Below are 18639 nucleotides of genomic sequence, written 5' to 3'. Positions count from 1 at the left end.
CTCCGGGAATCGACCGACATGCAAACCAAATCTGTACTCACCCTCGCGGAAACCACGCGCATTCTCGACGCCGCTCGCGCCGAGGCGGAAAAAAACCACTGGCCCGTCGCCATCGCGGTGGTCGACGACGGCGGCCATCTGCTCGGCCTGCTGCGTCTGGATAACTGCGCGCCGATCGGCGCCGAGATGGCGATCGGCAAGGCGCGCACCTCGGCCCTGGGACGTCGCGAGTCGCGCCTCTACGAAGAAATGATCAATGGCGGCCGCACCGCTTTCGTGAGCGCACCGCTCGTCGCGACGCTGGAAGGCGGTGTTCCGCTTACCGTCGATGGGCAGGTGGTGGGCGCCGTCGGTGTGTCCGGCGTGAAGCCGGGTGAAGATGCGCAGGTCGCGAAAGCGGGAGCGCAGGCGCTGGCGTGAGGGAGTCAGTGTGTTCCCGATGTCCACGACGTCGGGTTCATCGAAGATCGCGCGACGTTGCATAGCTGCGGCCAATCCATCGCGGACTGACCGCAGCACCGCGTGCCGGACGACTCGGCACGCATTAGAAGTACCTCAATCAGGACCTCCGTCCTCTCAGCCTGAATTGCGCGTGTATTTCGTCAACACGACGCGCGAAAACGCATTCATGAATTGCTCGACCCGTTCGAATCCCCCCGCGTCCTGTGCGAATACCGAAAGGCTGTCGGCAAGATGAGTCAATAGAAGAATCAGGTCCTCCTTCGGCGTATCGCGTTTCAACTCACCGCTGCGGATCGCGAATCCGACCGCTGTCTCGATTGCGCCGTGAATTTCGGTCGTGAACCTGACGAGGGTCGCGCGCGCTTCGCCGCTGAGCACATCGCTTTCGAGCCGTAGACGTCCGATCAGACTCCAGGGATGATGGGTCTTTCCGCCCGGGTTGTATTTCCTGTACAGATTGCGGTTATAGGCGATCTCTCCCTGCACCTTTTCCTGTAGCGACTTCGTTTCATCGAGCCAGATGCTCTTTTGCCCGTGGATTGCCGCGTCGACATAATCCTTGACGACTTCTTCAACGAGACTGTTCTTGTTGCCGAAGTGATAGTGGATATTGGTCGTCGTGATACCTAACTGTTTGGCGATCACGCCGAACGTGGTCTTGTGATAACCGTGTGCAATGAGCAGCTTCTTTGCCAGTTCTTTAATGCTGTCGTACATCGAAGGCTTTTTGGGCCCGGAAGTTGTCTTGTCGTTCTGACTCAACGTCTCACCTCGGCGAAAAACGGTGTGATGAGAGCGGCCTCATGCGGAACACAGCAGCAGGCGTGACTCGTGTAATTGCGGGCAGCCGGCGCACAACGGTCCGGCACGATTGATGGCGCCGATTCTACACGACTCCCCCGCGCCCCAGCAGCGAAGCAGTCCATCCCCGAGCCCGGCCAGCCGGCCGGCAAAACACTTCCCCCACTTCCCGTCACCCGTCGCAGACCCATTGCGGACGGCGCCAGGCGCTAGCCATGACGCTAGCAAAAATCCCCGTTGCCTGTCTCAAACAAAGCTGGTATCTTCACGAAAAAATACTTACTAGTAAGTAAGTATATGGGTCGCGATCGAGGGAAACCGCGCTGCATGCAGCAGCAGAATCAGGAGACACAATGCAGGAGCACGTTCTACTCAGGCGCCACGGAGCCGTGGCCGAAATCGTCATCAATCGGCCGGAAAAAATGAATGCGATGACGCCGGAAATGACGCAAACGCTGGTTGGAATCAGGGAGGAACTGGAGCGGGATAACGACGTACGCGTCGTGCTGTTGCGCGGCGAAGGCGAACGCGCCTTCAGTGCCGGCAGCGATCTCCATACGTTGAAGACGTATCGGACTGCGTGGGAATTCCGCCGGCGCACGGACTACGCGATGGTCATTCGCGAATTCACCAAGCCGGTCGTCGCGGCGCTCAAGGGATGGGTGCTGGGCGGCGGACTCGAAATGATGCTGGGCGCCGACATCCGCGTGGCGGGACAAAGCGCGAAGTTCGGCGCGCCGGAAGTCTTGCGCGGCTGGGTCGGCGGCGGCGGTGCATCGCAAATGCTGCCGCGTCTGGTTGGCTACGGCCAGGCCATGCGGCTGCTGCTCACCGGCGACTCGATCGACGCACACGAGGCGCACAGCATCGGTCTGGTGGAGATCGTGGTCGAAGACACGGCCGTGGTCGATACCGCGATGGCGCTGTGCCGAAAGATGGCCGAATTCAGCCCGATTGCGACGCAGTCGGTCAAGGCGGCCGTGCGCGCGGCGCTGTCGATGTCCGTCGATCAGGGCATCCGCTACGAGAACGAGTTGACGTCGCTGTGCTTCGCCTCGGGCAACTACGAAGAAGGAGCCAACGCGTTCGGCGAGCGGCCGAAGCGTTCCTAGCGGGCAAACAGTGCGCCGCGCCGCCTCTCGGTGCGCCGCGGAACATCATTGACAAGAGAAACGGAGACAGCGCTATGCAGCATGCACATGCGCAGCAGGTTAGCCGCAAAAACATCCGACGTGCGGTATTCGCGTCGACGCTCGGCACCATCATCGAGTGGTATGACTACGGCCTCTACGCCGCGGCGTCGGGGCTCATCATCAACAAGCTTTTCTTTCCGCAACTGTCGCAACTGGCCGGCGTGCTCGCGGCCTTCGCTACGTTTGCCGTGGGCTTCGTGATCCGCCCTGTCGGCGGCATCGTGATCTCGCATATCGGCGACAAGTACGGGCGCAAACCGGCACTCGTGTTCTGCGTGACGATCATGGGCGCGGCGACCGTGGGCCTCGGCCTGCTGCCGACCTATCAGCAGGTGGGCATGCTCGCCCCGGCCCTGCTGGTGCTGCTGCGGTTGATGCAGGGCTTCGGCGCGGGCGCGGAACTGGCCGGCGCGATCACGTTGATCGCGGAGTACACGCCGCCGTCACGGCGCGCGTTCTTTACCTCGATTCCCAATGCCGCCACGAACTTCGGCGTGCTGATAGCGATCACGACGTTCCTCGTGATTTCATCGGTGCCCGAGAGCATCCTGTATTCGTGGGCATGGCGCGTGCCGTTCCTGATTTCGCTGGTGCTGTTCGGAGTGGCGATCTATATCCGCTCGAAGCTCGACGAAACGCCCGAATATATCGCGGCGATGGAAAAGGCCAGTGAACGCGCGAGGAAGGAGAAAGTGCCCGTGGCCGAACTCTTCCGCAATAGCCGGCGCGAGGTTCTGTGCGGCTTCCTCGCGATGGGCGGCCATCAGGCGCTCAGCTATGTGCTGAACACGTTTGCCCTGAGCTACATGACCAACACGCTCGGGATGGCGAAGTCCGACAGTCTCATCGCCCTGATCATCGCGCTGGCTTTTTCGCTGCTGTGCGCGCCGGTGGGCGGCATGCTGGCCGACCGCTACGGCAGCGGCAACGTGTTCGCGGCCGGCGCACTGATCGCGCTGAGCCTCGTTTGGCCGCTCTTCCACATGATCGACTCGAAGGACGTCGTGCTCGCGACCATCGCGATGAGCGCGGTCTACGGCATCAGTTGGGGCTGCACCTGCGGCGCGCAGGGCTCCTTCCTGTCGAACCTGTTCCCGACGCGATACCGCTTCTCCGGCATCGCAATGTGCCGCGAGCTGTCGGGCGCAATCATTGGCGGCCCGACGCCGTTCATCGCCACGGCGCTCGTTGCGTACGCGAACGGCAAGCCGACCGGCGTGATGCTGTTCCTCGCCGTTTTCTGTCTGCTCACGCTGATCGCCGCGCTGTGGGGCAAGCGTCTGTCGCGTCATCAGGATGAACAGCAGGTGCTCCGGGAGTCGGGCTCGACGGCCTGATCCGTTGCGCCGCGAACATGCGGCCACGCGGTTCCCGGCGCGACGTCCGATCCAGGGCAGTTGTCGCTGCCCGGCGCGGGCGCCATTTTGAACGGCCCTTACCAAAGTAAGTTTTTGCGGTCCCGGCAGCGCTTCCTGCGAGGCGCTGCGGCTCGATACGAGGCACGGCGCGCGGCGCCCTGCGTGACCAGAACGCGACCCTACGGAGTAGAAGACATGCAGATTCTGAGCGCCGACGAAGCAGCCGGCATGCTGAAAGATGGCGATACCCTGATGATCGGCGGATCGGGCAGCGGCCATGCCGTGCCCGAAGCGCTGATCGAGGCGCTGGAGCGGCGCTTTCTCGCGCAAGGCGAGCCGCGCCGGCTCACCTCGGTACACCCGGTCGGACTCGGCGACCGCGGCGAACGGGGCGCTTCGCGACTCGCGCATGCCGGGCTGCTCAAGCGCGTCGTCTGCGGCACGCTCGTCGATTCACCGCCGCTTGCGCAGATGGCGCTGAACCAGGAGATCGAGGCGTGGACCTTGCCGCAAGGCGCGCTCTCGCAACTGACACGCGAAATCGCCGCGGGCCGTCCGGGCCTGATCAGCCACGTCGGTCTGCACACGTTCGTGGACCCGCGCAACGACGGCGGCCGGCAAGGTGCCGCCAGCGACGATACGCTCGTCAGCCTGATCGAGATCGAGGGACGCGAATGGCTTTTCTATAAACCGTTCGACATCGACGTGGCCTTTCTGCGCGGCACGACCGCCGACGAAGACGGCAACATTTCGATGGAGCAGGAAGCGATTTTCGGCGACATGCTGTCGATGGCACAGGCCACGAAGCGCAACGGCGGGCTTGTGATCGTGCAGGTCAAGCGGCTCGCGAAACGCGGCACCCTGCCGGCCAAGACGGTGAAGATCCCCGGCATGCTCGTCGATGTGGTCGTGGTCGAGGCCGATCAGCCGGTCACGTATCAGACGGCCTACGATCCGGCGTTCTCGGGCGAGATGCGCATTCCGCTCGGCGGTTTTCCACGTTTGCCGCTCGACGAACGCAAGATCATCGCGCGCCGGCTGGCGATGGAACTGCGCGTCGGCGCGGTATGCAACGTGGGCTCCGGCGTCTGCACCGGCATCGGACTCGTCGCGGCCGAGGAAGACGTGCTGCATCACATCGTGCTGACCAACGAACAGGGGCTGATCGGCGGTGCGCCGGCGGCCGGCCTCGATGCGGGCGCCGCGCGCAACTACAGTGCGATCATCGACATGCCGTACCAGTTCGACTTCTACGACGGCGGCGGAATCGACATCGCCTTTCTTTCGGCAGTCGAAATCGACTCGCAGGGCAGCGTCAACATCAGCCGGTTCGCGAACAAGCTGATCGGCGTGGGCGGCTTCATCAACATCAGCCAGAACGCACGCAAGATGGTGTTCGGCGGCACGTTCACAGCCGGCGGTCTCCAGGTGGCCTGCGAAGACGGCAAGCTGCGCATCCCGCGCGAAGGCGCGCACCGCAAGTTCGTGCCGAAGCTGCAGCAGGTGTCGTATAACGGACCGTTCGCCCGCGAGCGCAATCAGACGACACTGTTCGTCACCGAACGCGCCGTGTTCCGTACTATCGACGGCGGCCTGGAACTCATCGAGATCGCGCCGGGTATCGATCTGGAGCGTGACGTCCTCACGCACATGGCATTCCGCCCCGCCATTTCGCCGGACCTCAAGCTGATGGACGAGCGTCTGTTCCGCCCGGAGCCGATGGGACTCGACGCCGCGATGTCGGAACAGGCGTGGCCGGAACATCCGCGCCTCGCCGCGCGCCGGAAGAACCGCTTGTGAGCGGCGCGACGCAGGCATCGCGCATCGACGGCTCGACGCGTCTGTTCGGCATTCTCGGCAGCCCGGTCACCCAGGTGAAGACGCCACAGATCATGAACGCGCTTTTCGCCGCGGGCGGCATCAACGCCGTCTGTCTGCCGTTCGAAGCACCGGTTGCATCGTTCGCGCAGGTCGTGGCCGGTCTGAAATCGCTGGCCAATCTCGATGGCCTCGTCGTGACCGTGCCGCACAAAGTCAGCGCGATGGCGCTGGTCGATGCGGTATCGGCAACGGCGGCGCAGGTCGGTGCGATCAACGTGATGCGGCGGCAGCCGGACGGTAGCTGGTTCGGCGATATGTTCGACGGCACGGGGCTCGTCATTGGACTCGAGCGGATCGGTTTTGCGCTGCGCGGCAAGCGCGTCAAGCAGCTCGGTGCGGGCGGCTCGGGGGCGGCCGTCGCGTTCGCCCTTGCCGGTGCCGGTGTCGCGAGCCTCGCGCTGAGCGATCCCAACCGCGCGTTGCCCGATGAACTCGCCGGCCGCCTGAACCGCTTCCACCCCGCGTGTCAGGTCAGCGTCGATATCGATCCGGCCGACGTATCGGGCATCGATCTGCTGATCAACTGCTCGCCCGTGGGCATGCGGCCCGGCGACGGCATGCCCGCGTCATTCGGCGCGTTCCCTGCGTCGCTGCAGGTCGTGGACATCATCATGACGCCCGCCGTGACGCCGTTGCTCGCGCACGCGCAACAATGCGGCTGTCGAGCGACCAACGGGCGTCCGATGATCGAGGGACAACTGGCCGCATTCGCCACGTTCTTCGGCATCGACGTGCCCGCTTCATTTCCGTGTTTCTCCGACACACCCGCGTAAAGCCCGCCGCTTACGCCTGCCCAAACCATTCACAATCATCATGCACATCGTTCTTCCCACCTCCTCAGGCGAGCTCGAACCCTATACGCTCCAGGGCCAGCCGCTAGCGGTCAAACCCGCGACGGCGCCGTTCAGCCGGATTGCCTATTCCGCCGCGCACGTCGTCGCCGATCCGCTTCGAAGTGGCGAGCTGAACCAGCCGTGCGCGATCGACTGGACACGCACGATCGAATATCGCCGCTATCTGATCGGCCAGGGACTCGGCATTGCCGAGGCGATGGATACGGCCCAGCGCGGCATGGGCCTTACGTGGGAAACGGCGCTCGAACTGGTCGAGCGCACGATGAACGAAACCCGCGACCTGCCGGGCGCACTCATCGCGTCAGGCTGCGGCACGGACCATCTGCCCGCGCATCTTGCGACGTCGTGCGACGACGTGATTCGCGCCTATGCCATGCAGCTCGATGCAATCCAGCGCACCGGCAGCCGGGTGATCCTGATGGCGAGCCGCGCGCTCGCCCGCGTTGCGCGGCACCGCGACGATTACGCGCGGGTCTATCGCGAAGTGCTGGCCATGTGCGACCAGCCGGTGATACTGCACTGGCTCGGCGACATGTTCGATCCGGAACTGAAGGGCTACTGGGGCAGCGACGATCTCGACGAAGCCGCCGACGTATGCCTTGGCATCATCGCGCAGAACGCGCACAAGATAGACGGCATCAAAATTTCGCTGCTCGACGACAGCAAGGAAATTGCGTTCCGCCGCCGGCTGCCCGACGGCGTCAGGATGTACACCGGCGACGACTTCAACTATCCGGCGCTGATCAAGGGCGACGAACAGGGCTTCTCGCATGCGCTGCTCGGCATCTTCGATGCGATCGCACCCGCCGCGTCGCAGGCACTCGCCGCGCTGGCCGCAGGCGACGTGGCCTGTTACGACAGCCTGCTCGCCCCCACCGTCGCCCTATCGCGTCACATCTTCAGGAGGCCGACTCAATACTACAAGACCGGCGTCGTCTTCCTCGCCTACCTGAACGGCTTCCAGCCGCATTTCTTCATGCTCGGCGGCCATCACGGCGCACGTCCGCCGCGCTATCTCGCGGACGTGTTCCGTCTCGCGGACACCGCGAATCTGCTGCGCGATCCGGAGCTGGCCGTCGAGCGCATGCGGCGCGTCATGGAAACGCTGGGCTGCGGCAATTGATGTGGCCACTGAAGCGGCAACCAGGGAGAAACGACGCATGGAATCGCTGAACAACCAGCTACACCGTTGTTCCATCAATACCGCGACGCTCGGGCATCGCGAGCCGATCGCGCTCACGCTGGACCGGATCGCCCGCGCGGGCTTCGGTGGCGTAGCGCCGTGGCGGCAGGAAGTCGAAGCGGCCGGCGCCCCGGCCGTCGCGCGCCAGCTTCGCGCCTTGCAACTGAGTGTGAGCGGCTATTGCCGCTCGGCCTATCTGACAGGCGCCACGCCGGCGGAGCGCCGCGCGGCTATCGAAAGCAACCGGCGCGCGTTGCACGATGCGGCGGAACTCGACGCACGATGCTTCGTGATGGTCGTGGGCGGCGTGAATGGAACAGGACCGGCGAATAGCGCCGGCACGGCACCGCGCGATCTTGCGGGAGCGCGCCAGCAGGTCGCAGACGGCATCGCGGAACTGTACGACGAGGCACGCAAGCTGCGCGTGCCGCTCGCCATCGAGCCTTTGCATCCGATGTATGCGGCGGACCGCTCGGTGGTCAACACGATCGCGCAGGCGCTCGCTCTGTGCGAGTCCATCGTGCCCGACGATCCGGCGCTACTCGGCGTCGCCATCGATGTCTACCACTGCTGGTGGGACCCACTGCTGTCCGAATCGATCGCGGCGGCCGGACGCGCGCGGCGGATACTCGGGTATCACGTCTGCGACTGGCTCGCCGATACGCGGGACATGCTGATGGACCGCGGCATGATGGGCGACGGTGTCGTCGATCTGGCGGGTTTTCGTCGGCAGATCGAGGAAGCCGGCTACGACGGCATGGTGGAAGTGGAGATTTTTTCGCGCGATCGCTGGTGGACGGTCGAACCGGACAGCGTGCTCTCGACCTGCGCACAACGGCTGCAATCGGTGTGCTGATGTTTGCCGACGCTTGCTGTTACCCATCCACACTTCGCCGGCGGAGTGCCGCGCGGCGATGAAGGAACACAACAAGGAGAGACGATATGGTTACGGAAACCCATGAAACAACAACGCCGGCTCGTGAAGGGCGGCGACTGCAACCCGGCACCTACGCCGCGCAAGACATCCGGATTGGCGATCATTTCCTGACGTCGGGCATCACGGTCACGGAAACGCACGTCGTCAACTTCGCGGGCGTGTCGGGCGACCTCTACGACATCCATCTCGACGATGTCGCGGCACAGGAAGCCGGCTTTTCCGGCCGGATCGCGCATGGACTGCTCGGCCTGTCGTTGGCCGATGGCCTGAAGACACGTTGCCCCGTGCGGCTGATGGGCATCGCAACGCTCGGCTGGAACTGGGCGTTTCGCGCGCCGCTGCTGATAGGCGATCGCATTCACGTGGAAGTCGAAGTAAAAGCTCTGCGTCCGACCCGACGCGACGATCGCTCCATTGCGACGTTGTATCTGAAGGTGCTCAACCAGCGCGGCGAGACGGTGCAGGACGGCGAGACGCTGCTGATGATGAAGCAGGAGCCTGCTTTTGACCGGTAGGCAAGGGACATTGGCCTCGGCCCGCCCCTACCCCTTCGGCGGCAACAACGCCGACAACAGCCGCCGCAACTCCTCGCACTCCCGTTGCGTCAGCCTTGCGGTCAACACACGCTCGAGTTCCTCGACACGCGGCCGCAAGGCCGCAAGCTGCTTATTGCCGGCCGCGGTCAGCGATAGCAGATAACTGCGCTTGTCGGCGGGATCGTCGGATCGCTTGACGAGCCCATTGCGCACCATGCGCGCCACGAGATCGGCAATCGTCGAGCGATCCACGTCGAGCCCTTCGCCGAGTTGCCGTTGATTGACGCCGGGCGTGTGCCGCAGGATTTCGAGCGCCGCGTACTGGACGCTCGTGATCTCGGTGGAAACTTCGCTGAGCCATACCGCCGCATGGCGTTGCTGGGCGCGGCGGACGAGGCTGCCCGTAAACTTCGAGAGCGCGTCGGGGTCGTGTTGGGTCGGCAATTTGGCAGTATCGGCGTGGTTTAGCGCAGGCGGAAAATCGGCCCGAAGAAGGCGTTCAGTTCCGCATAGGCATTCAGAGGAAGCACATGGGCGACGTATTGATCCGGACGGACCACGACGAGCGCGCCCCGTTCGCGATCGATACCGCGTTCGTCGAAGATATCAGTTGCCGCATCGCTCGTAAATGCCTTCTCATAGTCGACGAGACCATAGCGTCCCTTGCGCGGCAATAGCAACGCCGGCAGGTCTTCGAGACGAACGTCGCGATGCGGTTGCTGCAGCACCGCGCGCAGATCGAACACGCTGTCCACGTCGGCCCCTTCCGGCGTGGCGAGCCGCAGCACCGAATCGGGTGACGTGGCGAGATGCTCGCACAGCGTGTGCAGCACGCTGCGATTCGCATCTGCGAACGCATACAGGCGCCAGCGGCCGTCCGCGCGCGCCGCGTGGCCAAGATGGACGGGCTTCGCATCGGCGAGCCGCACGACCGGCGACGAGTGAAAGCGCGTGCCGATCGAAAAGCCCTTCGCGAGCGCCTGATGCGTTGCCTCGCCGGTCAGCATGGCCGGTCGGTAACGGGTCGCGACACCCGCCGTATAGCGGCCGGCGCGCACGAAATACGCCTGCAATTCCGCGGGATCGACGCCGCCGGCTTCGGGCCGGTTGGGATCTTTCGGCGGCGCGGCCATCATCGCCGACCATTCCTTGTCGAAATCGATCAGCTCCTGCGCGATCGGCTGACGCTCGTCGGAATACGTGCGCAACAGCTCGACGCCGCTGCGACCTTCCAGCACCGCCGCGAGTTTCCAGCCCAGGTTGAAGCCGTCCTGCATCGACACGTTCATGCCCTGCCCGGCCTTCGCGCTATGCGTGTGGCAGGCATCGCCGGCGATGAACACGCGCGGCTCGCGCGCTGTGCCTTCGCTAGTGAGTGCATCGTCGAAGCGGTCCGTCAGGCGCTGCCCCACCTCGTACACCGAGAACCATGCGACCTCCTTCACGTCGAGCGAATACGGATGCAGGATTTGCCGGGCCGTCTCGATGATGCGCTCGACGTTGGCCTGCTTGATGCTGTCGCGATTCTCCGGCGTGACTTCGCCGAGATCGACGTAGAAGCGGATCAGATACCCGCCTTCGCGCGGAATGAGCAGCAGATTGCCCTTGCCGGCGGACTGGATCGCGGCTTTCAGGCGAATGTCCGGGAAGTCGGTCACGGCGAGCGCGTCCATCACGCCCCAGGCATGATTGGCCGCGTCGCCGCGCAGCGTTTGTCCGATGGCCGTGCGCACGCGGCTGCGAGCGCCGTCGCAACCCACCACATAGCGCGCGCGCACCGTTATCGTCGCGTCGCCTTGCGCCGCATCGGTATGGCGCAACGTCACGCGCACCGGATAGTCGTGCGCATCGTCGCGTTGCACGTCGACGACTTCGAGACCGTAGTCCGGCTCGAGCCGCTGCGCGGAACGGCGCATCGAATCGAGCAGATAGTCCATCACGCGAGCCTGATTGACGATCACGTGCGGGAATTCCGACAGACCTGTTTCGGTATCCTGAACACGACCGGTACGCCTGATCGCGTTCCGATCATTCACGTCCGGACGCCAGAACACCGTTTCGTTGACCCAGTAGGCTTCGCGCAACAGGCGATCGCTGAGCCCGAATGCCTCGAACATTTCGACGGTACGGCAAGCGATGCCGTCCGCCTGCCCCATCTGCAACGCTTCGCCGCGACGCTCGACGATGCGTGTGCTGATCGACGGGAACTGCGACAGTTGCGCCGCCAGCACGAGCCCCGCGGGACCGCTGCCGACGATCAGCACGTCGACCGTCTCGGGCATGCCGGCGCGAGGCGCGCCTTGCGCGGCGGGTTCGATGGTCGGGTCGCCGACGCGAAAACCGTTGAGATGAAATTGCATGACTGTCTTCCTCCATTCCGTGTGGGTGGCACTGTGAAGACGAATATACTCCGTACACCAACTATTTTCCAAGCACTTCATGCACTCACTGATGTTTACCCTGGAATCTGGCATCGGAACCGGCCTGATGTGCGGCTTTCGCTCCGCAAGTCCCGCTTTGCCGCGCGACGGTTTTTGTCGCGATGGCCGGCAATCGGGCCATCACGCCTCGTGTCTTTGCATGCCGGTCTATCGGCACGCTCGCGCATGTCGGGCTATATGACTTCGAGTGAAGCAAGCCTGTCACCCCCCTGTTTCATGGCTCTGCCTGAAGCCTAATAGGCACCCGATTGACATTACAAATAACAAACAATATTTATAACATCTTCAATACGATAATTACGATTAACCAACATAAAGCATGCATTGCAGATTCAGCATGAAATTTGCTCTCCGGATTAACACGGATAAAAGGGGCTTGAATCATGCAAGCGCTTAACGCTCGGCGTACACTCGCCGCAAGCGCTTGCAGCAAGGCGCAACGAGTACTGAAGCACCCGTCGTCAAAGGCGGGTTTCTGAAGACAGAAAAGAGGAGAACAATCAATGAGCTGGACTCGGGAACAGAGAAACGTCACGATTGCCGCCTATCTGGGCTGGACATTGGACGCATTCGATTTCTTTCTGATGGTGTTCGTGCTGAAAGATATCGCGCAGGAATTCAGCACCGATATTCCATCGGTCGCGTTTGCCATCATGCTGACCCTGATGATGCGTCCGCTCGGCGCATTGATTTTCGGCTGGCTCGCCGACAAATACGGCCGCCGTCCCACGCTGATGGTCAACATCGCGTGCTTCTCGCTGCTGGAGTTGCTGTCCGGCCTCTCGCCGAACCTGATGACGCTGCTCGTGCTGCGCGCGCTGTTCGGTATCGCGATGGGCGGCGAATGGGGCGTCGGCGGTGCGCTGACGATGGAAACCGTGCCGCCGAAATCGCGCGGCATCGTCTCGGGCCTGTTGCAGGCCGGCTACCCGAGCGGCTATCTGCTCGCCTCGATCGTGTTCGGCGTGTTCTATCAATACATCGGCTGGCGCGGCATGTTCTTCGTCGGCGTGCTGCCCGCACTGCTCGTGCTCTACGTCCGCGCGCACGTGCCGGAGTCGCCCGCCTTCAAGACGCTCGAAAAGAAGGCGCGCCCCGGCCTCGTCGCAACGCTCAAGCAGAACGTCGGCCTGTCGATCTACGCGATCATCCTGATGACCGCGTTCAACTTCTTCTCGCACGGCTCGCAGGATCTTTATCCGACCTTCCTGCGCGTGCAGCACCAGTTCGACGCGCATACGGTGTCGTGGATCACGATCACGCTGAACATCGGCGCGATCTGCGGCGGGCTGTTCTTCGGCTGGATATCGGAGAAGATCGGCCGCAAGCGCGCGATCTTCATCGCCTCGCTGATCGCCTTGCCGGTGCTGCCGCTGTGGGCCTTCTCGAGCACGCCGATGCTGCTCGCGCTCGGCGCGTTCCTGATGCAGATCTCGGTGCAAGGCGCATGGGGCGTGATCCCGGTGCACCTGAACGAAATCTCGCCCGATGAGATTCGCGCGACCTTCCCCGGCCTCATGTATCAGCTCGGCAACCTGATCTCGTCGGTCAACGGTCCGCTGCAATCGAAGATCGCGGAGATTCACGGCAACAACTACGCGCTCGTGATGGCGGTCGTGATCGGCATCGTCGCAGTCGTAATCTGCGTGCTGATTCCGTTCAGCCGCGAGCGGCGCGGCATCGACATGACGCAGTCCGCGCGCGAAGTCGGCGCGCCTGCCACGGGAGGCGCCGTGTAGGCCGGCTCGCCCGCCGACCGCTTCAAATGCTTCAAGCGTTCGAACTAAACAGCTACTGCGCCGGCGCGTTATAGGGCACAATAGCTGCAAAGGCGGTTCGAACCGCCACGACGCCAACGCGCGTCAGGCGCCTCGGGTTATCAGGATCGAGGCGCGGGGCCAGATACATCGCAGAGCAATACGAGGCCGTTCCGATTTCGTCGGAACGGCCTTTTTATTTTCCGCGCGATCTGACGCACCGCGCACAGGAAAGGCGACCCTCGTCAGGTCTTCTAGAGGAGTTAGTCGAACGGGACCCCTTGATCGCAGCCGTCATCCTTCTTTATCCTGAAAAAAACGATTGTTTCAAATGGCGATTTGAATCGCTTGTTTGCGAGCCGGCAGCCCCGGCAACTGGGAGACGCAACATGGCAGTTCGCACAACAGGCCGGCATGCCGGCGATACCAAGTCACGCATTCTCGACGCCGCGGAGACGCTCTTCATCGAATGCGGCTACGAGGCGATGTCGCTGCGGCAGATCACTTCGCGCGCCGAAGTCAATCTCGCGGCGGTCAACTATCACTTCGGCACCAAGGAGTCGCTGATCCACTCGATGCTGTCGCGCCGTCTCGATCAGCTCAACCAGGAGCGGCTCAAGCTGCTCGACCGCTTCGACGCCATGCTCGGCGCGCGGCTGACCTGCGAGCACGTGCTCGGCGCGATGTTCATTCCGGCGCTGCGGCTCTCGCGCGATCCGCGCATCGGCGGCAAAGCGTTCCTGCGCCTGCTCGGCCGCGCCTATACCGATCCGTCGTCGTTCATCCGCGATTTTCTGAACCAGCATTACGAGCCGGTGGCAGTGCGCTTTTTCGATGCGTTCCAGCGCGCGCTGCCGCATCTGCCGCGCGAGGAACTCGGCTGGCGGCTGCACTTCGCGATCGGCGCGCTATCGGGCGTGCTCGCCGGCACCGATACCGACAGCCTGATTTCCGAGTTCTCGCAGGGCAAGTCGATGAACGATCTGCAGTTGATCGCACGCCTTGCCTCGCTAATGGTCGCCGCGCTCAAGGCGCCGCTGCCGGACAGCTCGCAGCTGGCGACGTTCGCCGCGGTGCTCGGCGATGCAACCGATGGCGCTCAGGAAGCGGCCAGCCGTGAGATGGCGCCGTCCGCGTCGCGCGAAAGCGCCGCATCGGCACAACCCGCTTATAGCGATACGGACGGTGGCGAACGCCGCGGCGGCGGTGGCATCGAAGCAGCGTCCGCATCGTTCGAGCACGTGTTGCACGGCACGGCTTGAGCATGCCTCGCCCGGGACGGCGCCCGCATAGGCCGTCCCCAGCGGGAAGCCTGCAGAATATGGCAAGCAGCCCGAAACATCGGGCCGACGGCAGGCAACGAAGAAGCAACGTACAAGTAACAAACCGGCAACGGACAGGCGCCAGGCAACAAACAAGCAGGCAGGCAGCCCTCGGACAGCACGCAACCCGTACCGCACACGAGCCATGAAACCCGAAAACCTCGCCTATCCGGGCCGTACCTCTACGTTGCGCCGCTGAGCCGCACCGCGCTGTCGAGCCGATAGGAACATCGGCATCGGCGCGAGAACAGCGACAGCGCCGCGAACCCAGCGCCGCATCAGAGGCGCGCTTCGCAGGTGGCGCCGCTTGCATCGTCATCAGAAAGAACAATGGAACGCGAACCGTCCGCGCCACGTGGAGGCGTTCGCTCGCGCTGTCAAAACCCAGGAGAAAACGTCATGCCGTGGTTCATCCTTGCGCTCGCCATCGTTGCGCTCGCGCTCGTCTACGTTCGGGCACGCGCCTCCTGGTGGCTCGCGGCCATGATCGTCTGGGTCGCGGCCGCGCATCTGGGCGGCGCGGCGGGTCCGGCGCTCACGACGTTCCTCGCGATCGTGTGCGTGCTCCCCGCCTTCGTGCTGACGTTCAGGCCGCTGCGCCGCGCATGGATCGCGAAACCGGTACTCGACGCGTTCCGCAAGATCCTGCAGCAGATGTCGCCGACCGAGCGCGACGCGATCGAAGCCGGCACGGTCTGGTGGGATGCCGAACTGTTCTCCGGGCGCCCGCACTGGGACACGCTGCTCGGCTACGGTCCGGCGACGCTGACGCCCGAGGAGCAGGCGTTTCTCGACGTCGAATGCGAGCAGCTCTGCGATCTCGCGAACGACTGGGACACCACGATGGTGTGGCAGGACCTCTCGCCGCAAGCGTGGCAGTTCGTGAAACAGCACGGCTTTCTCGGCATGATCATTCCGAAGCAGTACGGCGGCAAGCAGTTCTCCGCGTACGCGCATTCGCAGGTCATCATGAAGCTCGCGACGCGCTGCTCGGCCGCGGCCGTCTCGGTGATGGTGCCGAACTCGCTCGGCCCCGCCGAACTGCTGATGCACTACGGCACCGAGGCGCAGAAGAACCACTATCTGCCGCGTCTCGCGCGCGGCGAGGACATCCCCTGCTTCGCGCTGACGAGCCCCTACGCCGGTTCCGACGCGGCCGCGATTCCCGATGTCGGCATCGTCTGCAAGGGCCTGCACGAGGACCGCGAGACGCTCGGCTTTCGCGTCACGTGGGACAAGCGCTACATCACGCTCGGGCCGATCGCGACCGTGCTCGGCCTTGCGTTCCGCGCGCTCGACCCCGACCATCTGCTCGGCGCTGACGACGAGCCCGGCATCACCTGCGCGCTGATTCCGACCGACCACCCCGGCGTCGAAATCGGCCGGCGGCACTGGCCGTTGAACGCGGTGTTCCAGAACGGTCCGAACTCGGGCAAGGACGTGTTCATTCCGCTCGACTGGGTGATCGGCGGACGCGCCCAGGTCGGCAACGGCTGGCGCATGCTGATGGAGTGCCTCGCGGCGGGCCGCGCGATCTCGCTGCCGTCGTCGAATGTCGGGATGGCGAAGATCGCCGTGCGTGGCACCGGCGCGTATGCCGCGATTCGCCGCCAGTTCCGCACCGCCGTCGGCAAGTTCGAGGGCGTGCAGGAAGCGCTCGGCCGCATGGGCGGCAACCTCTACGTGATGGATGCCGCGCGCCGCCTGTCCGCGCATGCGGTCGATCTCGGCGAGAAGCCTTCGGTCATTTCCGCGATCGCCAAGTATCACATCACCGAGCGTGCCCGCAAGGTCATCAACGACGGCATGGACGTGGCCGCCGGCAAGGGCATCTGCATGGGGCCGTCGAACTTTCTCGCGCGCGCCTATCAGCAGGTGCCGATCGCGATCACGGTCGAAGGCGCCAACATTCTGACGCGCTGCCTGATCATCTTCGGCCAGGGCGCGATCCGCTGCCATCCGTACGTGCTCAAGGAAATGAACGCGACGCGCGAGCCCGATCACGCGAAGGCGCTGCGCGATTTCGATGCCGCATTCTTCGGTCACCTGAGCTTCATGCTGTCGAACCTCGTGCGCAGTCTCGTGGATGGGCTCACGGGCGGCGCGCTGATCGGCAAGCCGCGCGCCGCCTATGCGCCGCTGCACGCGTATTACCGCGCGGCGACACGTCTCGCGACGGTGTTCGCGCTGCTCGCCGACGTGTCGATGTTCGTGCTCGGCGGCGACCTGAAACGCCGCGAGCGCATCTCGGGGCGCCTCGGCGATGTGCTCTCGCAGCTCTACCTGATCTCGGCAACGTTAAAGCGCTTCGAGGACGAAGGCCGCCAGCCCGATGACCTGCCGCTCGTGCGCTGGGGCGTCGAGGACGCGCTGTACCAGGCCCAGCATGCGCTCGACGGCGTGCTCGCGAACTATCCGAACCGCCTCGCCGCGACGCTCGTGCGCAGGCTCGCGTTCCCGTTCGGCCTGCCGCACCGCGAGCCGTCGGACCGGCTCGGCAGCGAGATCGCCGAGCTGATGCAGACGCCGGGCGCCGCGCGCGAGCGGCTCGTCGCCGGTTCGTACGTGCCGCACCCGGACGTCGATGCGCTCGGCTATGGCGAACTCGTGTTCGCGCTGAATCCGCGCTTCACGCAGATCGACCAGAAGCTGCGCGAGGCGGTCAAACAGGGCTCGCTCGAACCGATGCCGCAAAGTCTCGCGCAACTCGGCGCATGGACCGACACGGCAGAGCGGCAAGGCCTGATCGACGCCGACGAGCGCCGCGTGCTCGACGACTACGCGCGCTATGGCGCGCACGTCGTGAAGGTCGACGATTTTCCCGCCGACTTCGATATGCTCGCGAGTCTGCAAAAGCGCAAGGAAGCGCTCGAGCAGGCGTTGGAGGTGGCGGCTTGAGTGGCGCAGCCCAACCGGCACGCGAACGCGCAAAAAAATCCGCGCCGCATCACGGCAAAGCGCCCCCGGCGCCCCCAACTCAAGGCAAACTGGCACACGTCCGGCGTCCCCGCCACGGGGTTTCCCGGGGCGCGTCCAGCGGAGCAAGCTACGACATGAACGACTCCTACCTGAAGTTCGTCAACTCGCCGTTCGGCGCGCGCCTCGCGCGTTCGCTCGGTTTGCCGAAGCCCGAGGTGCTGCGGCGCTATCGCGCGGACCGGCCCGAGTTCGACGGCCTGATTGCGATCGGCGCGGGCCGCGAGCCGCACCTGTTCGATGCGCTCGCGAGGCTCGTCGCGAGCATCGGCATGACGAGCGTCGCGCACGCAAGCGCCGGGCTCTGGGTGCCGCTCGCCAACCGCCACGGCCTGATGACCGGGCGCTTCGAGCCGGCCGAAGCGGGCTCGGCAGGCAAGCTCGCCGCGCTGCTGTTCGACGCGAGCGGCATCGAGGACAGCAGCCAGCTCGAACCGCTGCACCGCTTCTTTCACGACACGCTGCGCTCGCTCGGCAAATGCGGACGCATCGTCGTGCTGGGCCGGCCGCCCGAAGCCTGCGCGAGTCCGCGTCAATGGACCGCGCAGCGCGCGCTCGAAGGCCTGACGCGCTCGCTCGGCAAGGAAGCGCGGCGCGGCATCACCGCGAATCTCGTGTATGTCGCGCAAGGCGTGGAAAACGGTATCGACGCGACGCTGCGCTTCTTTCTGTCGCCACGCTCGGCGTATGTATCGGGCCAGGTCGTGCGCATCGAGGCGAGCGATACCAGCGGCCAAACCGGCGTGAACAGCATGGGCGGCCTGCACGATTCGGGCAACTCGCTCGAAGTAACCCACGCAACCAACGCAGCTAATACAGCCCACGCAGGCAGCCCCCACGACGCCAACCCCACGACGTCCGCCGCCTTCGACTGGCGGCAACCGCTCGCCGGCCGCCGCGCGCTCGTCACCGGCGCCGCACGCGGCATCGGCGCGGCA

General features: G+C 64.5%; 14 protein-coding genes and 1 pseudogene. 12 read left to right on the top strand and 3 right to left on the bottom strand.

Translation table 11 applies throughout. The annotated features are described in order from the left end of the window. Positions 1-18: 18 nt before the first annotated feature. Positions 19-420 (top strand): heme-binding protein, encoded by a 402-nt coding sequence (locus GXB81_RS06995; RefSeq protein WP_205988721.1) that lies wholly within the window; start codon positions 19-21, stop codon positions 418-420. A 156-nt stretch (positions 421-576) separates the two neighbouring features. Here the strand turns inward: GXB81_RS06995 and GXB81_RS06990 are convergent, their stop codons facing one another. Next, entirely contained in the window at positions 577-1179 is a 603-nt protein-coding gene (locus GXB81_RS06990; RefSeq protein ID WP_167040087.1) for a TetR/AcrR family transcriptional regulator, read from the bottom strand. A 473-nt stretch (positions 1180-1652) separates the two neighbouring features. On the opposite strand from GXB81_RS06990, the gene GXB81_RS06985 reads away from it, so the two are divergent. The 7 genes from GXB81_RS06985 (at position 1653) to GXB81_RS06955 (ending at position 9184) form a co-directional block, all read left to right on the top strand. Then, entirely contained in the window at positions 1653-2375 is a 723-nt protein-coding gene (locus GXB81_RS06985) for an enoyl-CoA hydratase/isomerase family protein (RefSeq protein ID WP_346777787.1), read from the top strand. 74 nt (positions 2376-2449) lie between these two features. After that, positions 2450-3793, top strand: a complete 1344-nt coding sequence (locus GXB81_RS06980) for an MFS transporter (protein WP_205988720.1) — start codon at positions 2450-2452, stop codon at positions 3791-3793. Between the two features lie 216 nt (positions 3794-4009). After that, positions 4010-5614 (top strand): CoA-transferase, encoded by a 1605-nt coding sequence (locus GXB81_RS06975; RefSeq protein ID WP_205988719.1) that lies wholly within the window; start codon positions 4010-4012, stop codon positions 5612-5614. Continuing rightward, positions 5611-6468 (top strand): shikimate dehydrogenase, encoded by an 858-nt coding sequence (locus GXB81_RS06970; protein ID WP_346777786.1) that lies wholly within the window; start codon positions 5611-5613, stop codon positions 6466-6468. The genes GXB81_RS06975 and GXB81_RS06970 overlap by 4 nt, the downstream gene beginning before the upstream one ends. Before the next feature lie 40 nt (positions 6469-6508). Continuing rightward, positions 6509-7672: a dihydrodipicolinate synthase family protein gene (locus GXB81_RS06965; RefSeq protein ID WP_205988718.1), complete on the top strand. Its 1164-nt coding sequence runs from the start codon at positions 6509-6511 to the stop codon at positions 7670-7672. A gap of 37 nt (positions 7673-7709) precedes the next feature. Further along, on the top strand, positions 7710-8588 hold the full coding sequence (locus GXB81_RS06960; protein WP_167284293.1) for a sugar phosphate isomerase/epimerase family protein: 879 nt from the start codon (positions 7710-7712) through the stop codon (positions 8586-8588). 86 nt (positions 8589-8674) lie between these two features. Continuing rightward, a complete protein-coding gene (locus tag GXB81_RS06955) occupies positions 8675-9184 on the top strand; it encodes a MaoC/PaaZ C-terminal domain-containing protein (protein ID WP_167040099.1) in 510 nt (169 codons plus the stop codon). Between the two features lie 27 nt (positions 9185-9211). Here GXB81_RS06955 and GXB81_RS06950 read toward each other — a convergent pair whose 3' ends face one another. Both GXB81_RS06950 and GXB81_RS06945 read right to left on the bottom strand, forming a co-directional pair. Beyond that, positions 9212-9649 (bottom strand): MarR family transcriptional regulator, encoded by a 438-nt coding sequence (locus tag GXB81_RS06950; RefSeq protein WP_167284294.1) that lies wholly within the window; start codon positions 9647-9649, stop codon positions 9212-9214. 20 nt (positions 9650-9669) lie between these two features. Continuing rightward, the gene (locus GXB81_RS06945; RefSeq protein WP_205988717.1) at positions 9670-11565 is read right to left on the bottom strand and encodes an FAD-binding monooxygenase; all 1896 of its coding nucleotides are present in this window, start codon (positions 11563-11565) and stop codon (positions 9670-9672) included. Positions 11566-12149: 584 nt separating this feature from the next. On the opposite strand from GXB81_RS06945, the gene GXB81_RS06940 reads away from it, so the two are divergent. From GXB81_RS06940 to GXB81_RS06925, 4 genes and pseudogenes are all read left to right on the top strand, one after another. Next, positions 12150-13385: an MFS transporter gene (locus tag GXB81_RS06940; protein WP_167040105.1), complete on the top strand. Its 1236-nt coding sequence runs from the start codon at positions 12150-12152 to the stop codon at positions 13383-13385. 407 nt (positions 13386-13792) lie between these two features. After that, entirely contained in the window at positions 13793-14665 is an 873-nt protein-coding gene (locus GXB81_RS06935) for a TetR/AcrR family transcriptional regulator (protein WP_205988716.1), read from the top strand. A 459-nt stretch (positions 14666-15124) separates the two neighbouring features. Then, the gene (locus GXB81_RS06930) at positions 15125-17623 is read left to right on the top strand and encodes an acyl-CoA dehydrogenase (protein ID WP_205988715.1); all 2499 of its coding nucleotides are present in this window, start codon (positions 15125-15127) and stop codon (positions 17621-17623) included. Positions 17624-17778: 155 nt separating this feature from the next. Beyond that, positions 17779-18639 (top strand): annotated as a pseudogene (locus tag GXB81_RS06925) (short chain dehydrogenase); the annotation flags it as partial.

The organism is Paraburkholderia sp. Ac-20336 (assembly GCF_017105025.1).
In the GTDB taxonomy this organism is placed as follows: Bacteria; Pseudomonadota; Gammaproteobacteria; order Burkholderiales; family Burkholderiaceae; genus Paraburkholderia.
The sequence above is the reverse complement of the archived record's forward strand: the minus strand, read 5'-3'. Positions and strand labels throughout refer to the sequence as shown.

Excerpts from the sequence above, each read along its gene's own strand:
- GXB81_RS06955 (WP_167040099.1), top strand. The coding sequence starts at position 8,675 with ATGGTTACGGAAACCCATGAAACAACAACGCCGGCTCGTGAAGGGCGG.
- GXB81_RS06975 (WP_205988719.1), top strand. The coding sequence starts at position 4,010 with ATGCAGATTCTGAGCGCCGACGAAGCAGCCGGCATGCTGAAAGATGGC.
- GXB81_RS06930 (WP_205988715.1), top strand. The coding sequence starts at position 15,125 with ATGCCGTGGTTCATCCTTGCGCTCGCCATCGTTGCGCTCGCGCTCGTC.
- GXB81_RS06980 (WP_205988720.1), top strand. The coding sequence starts at position 2,450 with ATGCAGCATGCACATGCGCAGCAGGTTAGCCGCAAAAACATCCGACGT.
- GXB81_RS06965 (WP_205988718.1), top strand. The coding sequence starts at position 6,509 with ATGCACATCGTTCTTCCCACCTCCTCAGGCGAGCTCGAACCCTATACG.
- GXB81_RS06995 (WP_205988721.1), top strand. The coding sequence starts at position 19 with ATGCAAACCAAATCTGTACTCACCCTCGCGGAAACCACGCGCATTCTC.
- GXB81_RS06940 (WP_167040105.1), top strand. The coding sequence starts at position 12,150 with ATGAGCTGGACTCGGGAACAGAGAAACGTCACGATTGCCGCCTATCTG.
- GXB81_RS06935 (WP_205988716.1), top strand. The coding sequence starts at position 13,793 with ATGGCAGTTCGCACAACAGGCCGGCATGCCGGCGATACCAAGTCACGC.
- GXB81_RS06960 (WP_167284293.1), top strand. The coding sequence starts at position 7,710 with ATGGAATCGCTGAACAACCAGCTACACCGTTGTTCCATCAATACCGCG.
- GXB81_RS06990 (WP_167040087.1), bottom strand. The coding sequence starts at position 1,179 with ATGTACGACAGCATTAAAGAACTGGCAAAGAAGCTGCTCATTGCACAC.
- GXB81_RS06945 (WP_205988717.1), bottom strand. The coding sequence starts at position 11,565 with ATGCAATTTCATCTCAACGGTTTTCGCGTCGGCGACCCGACCATCGAA.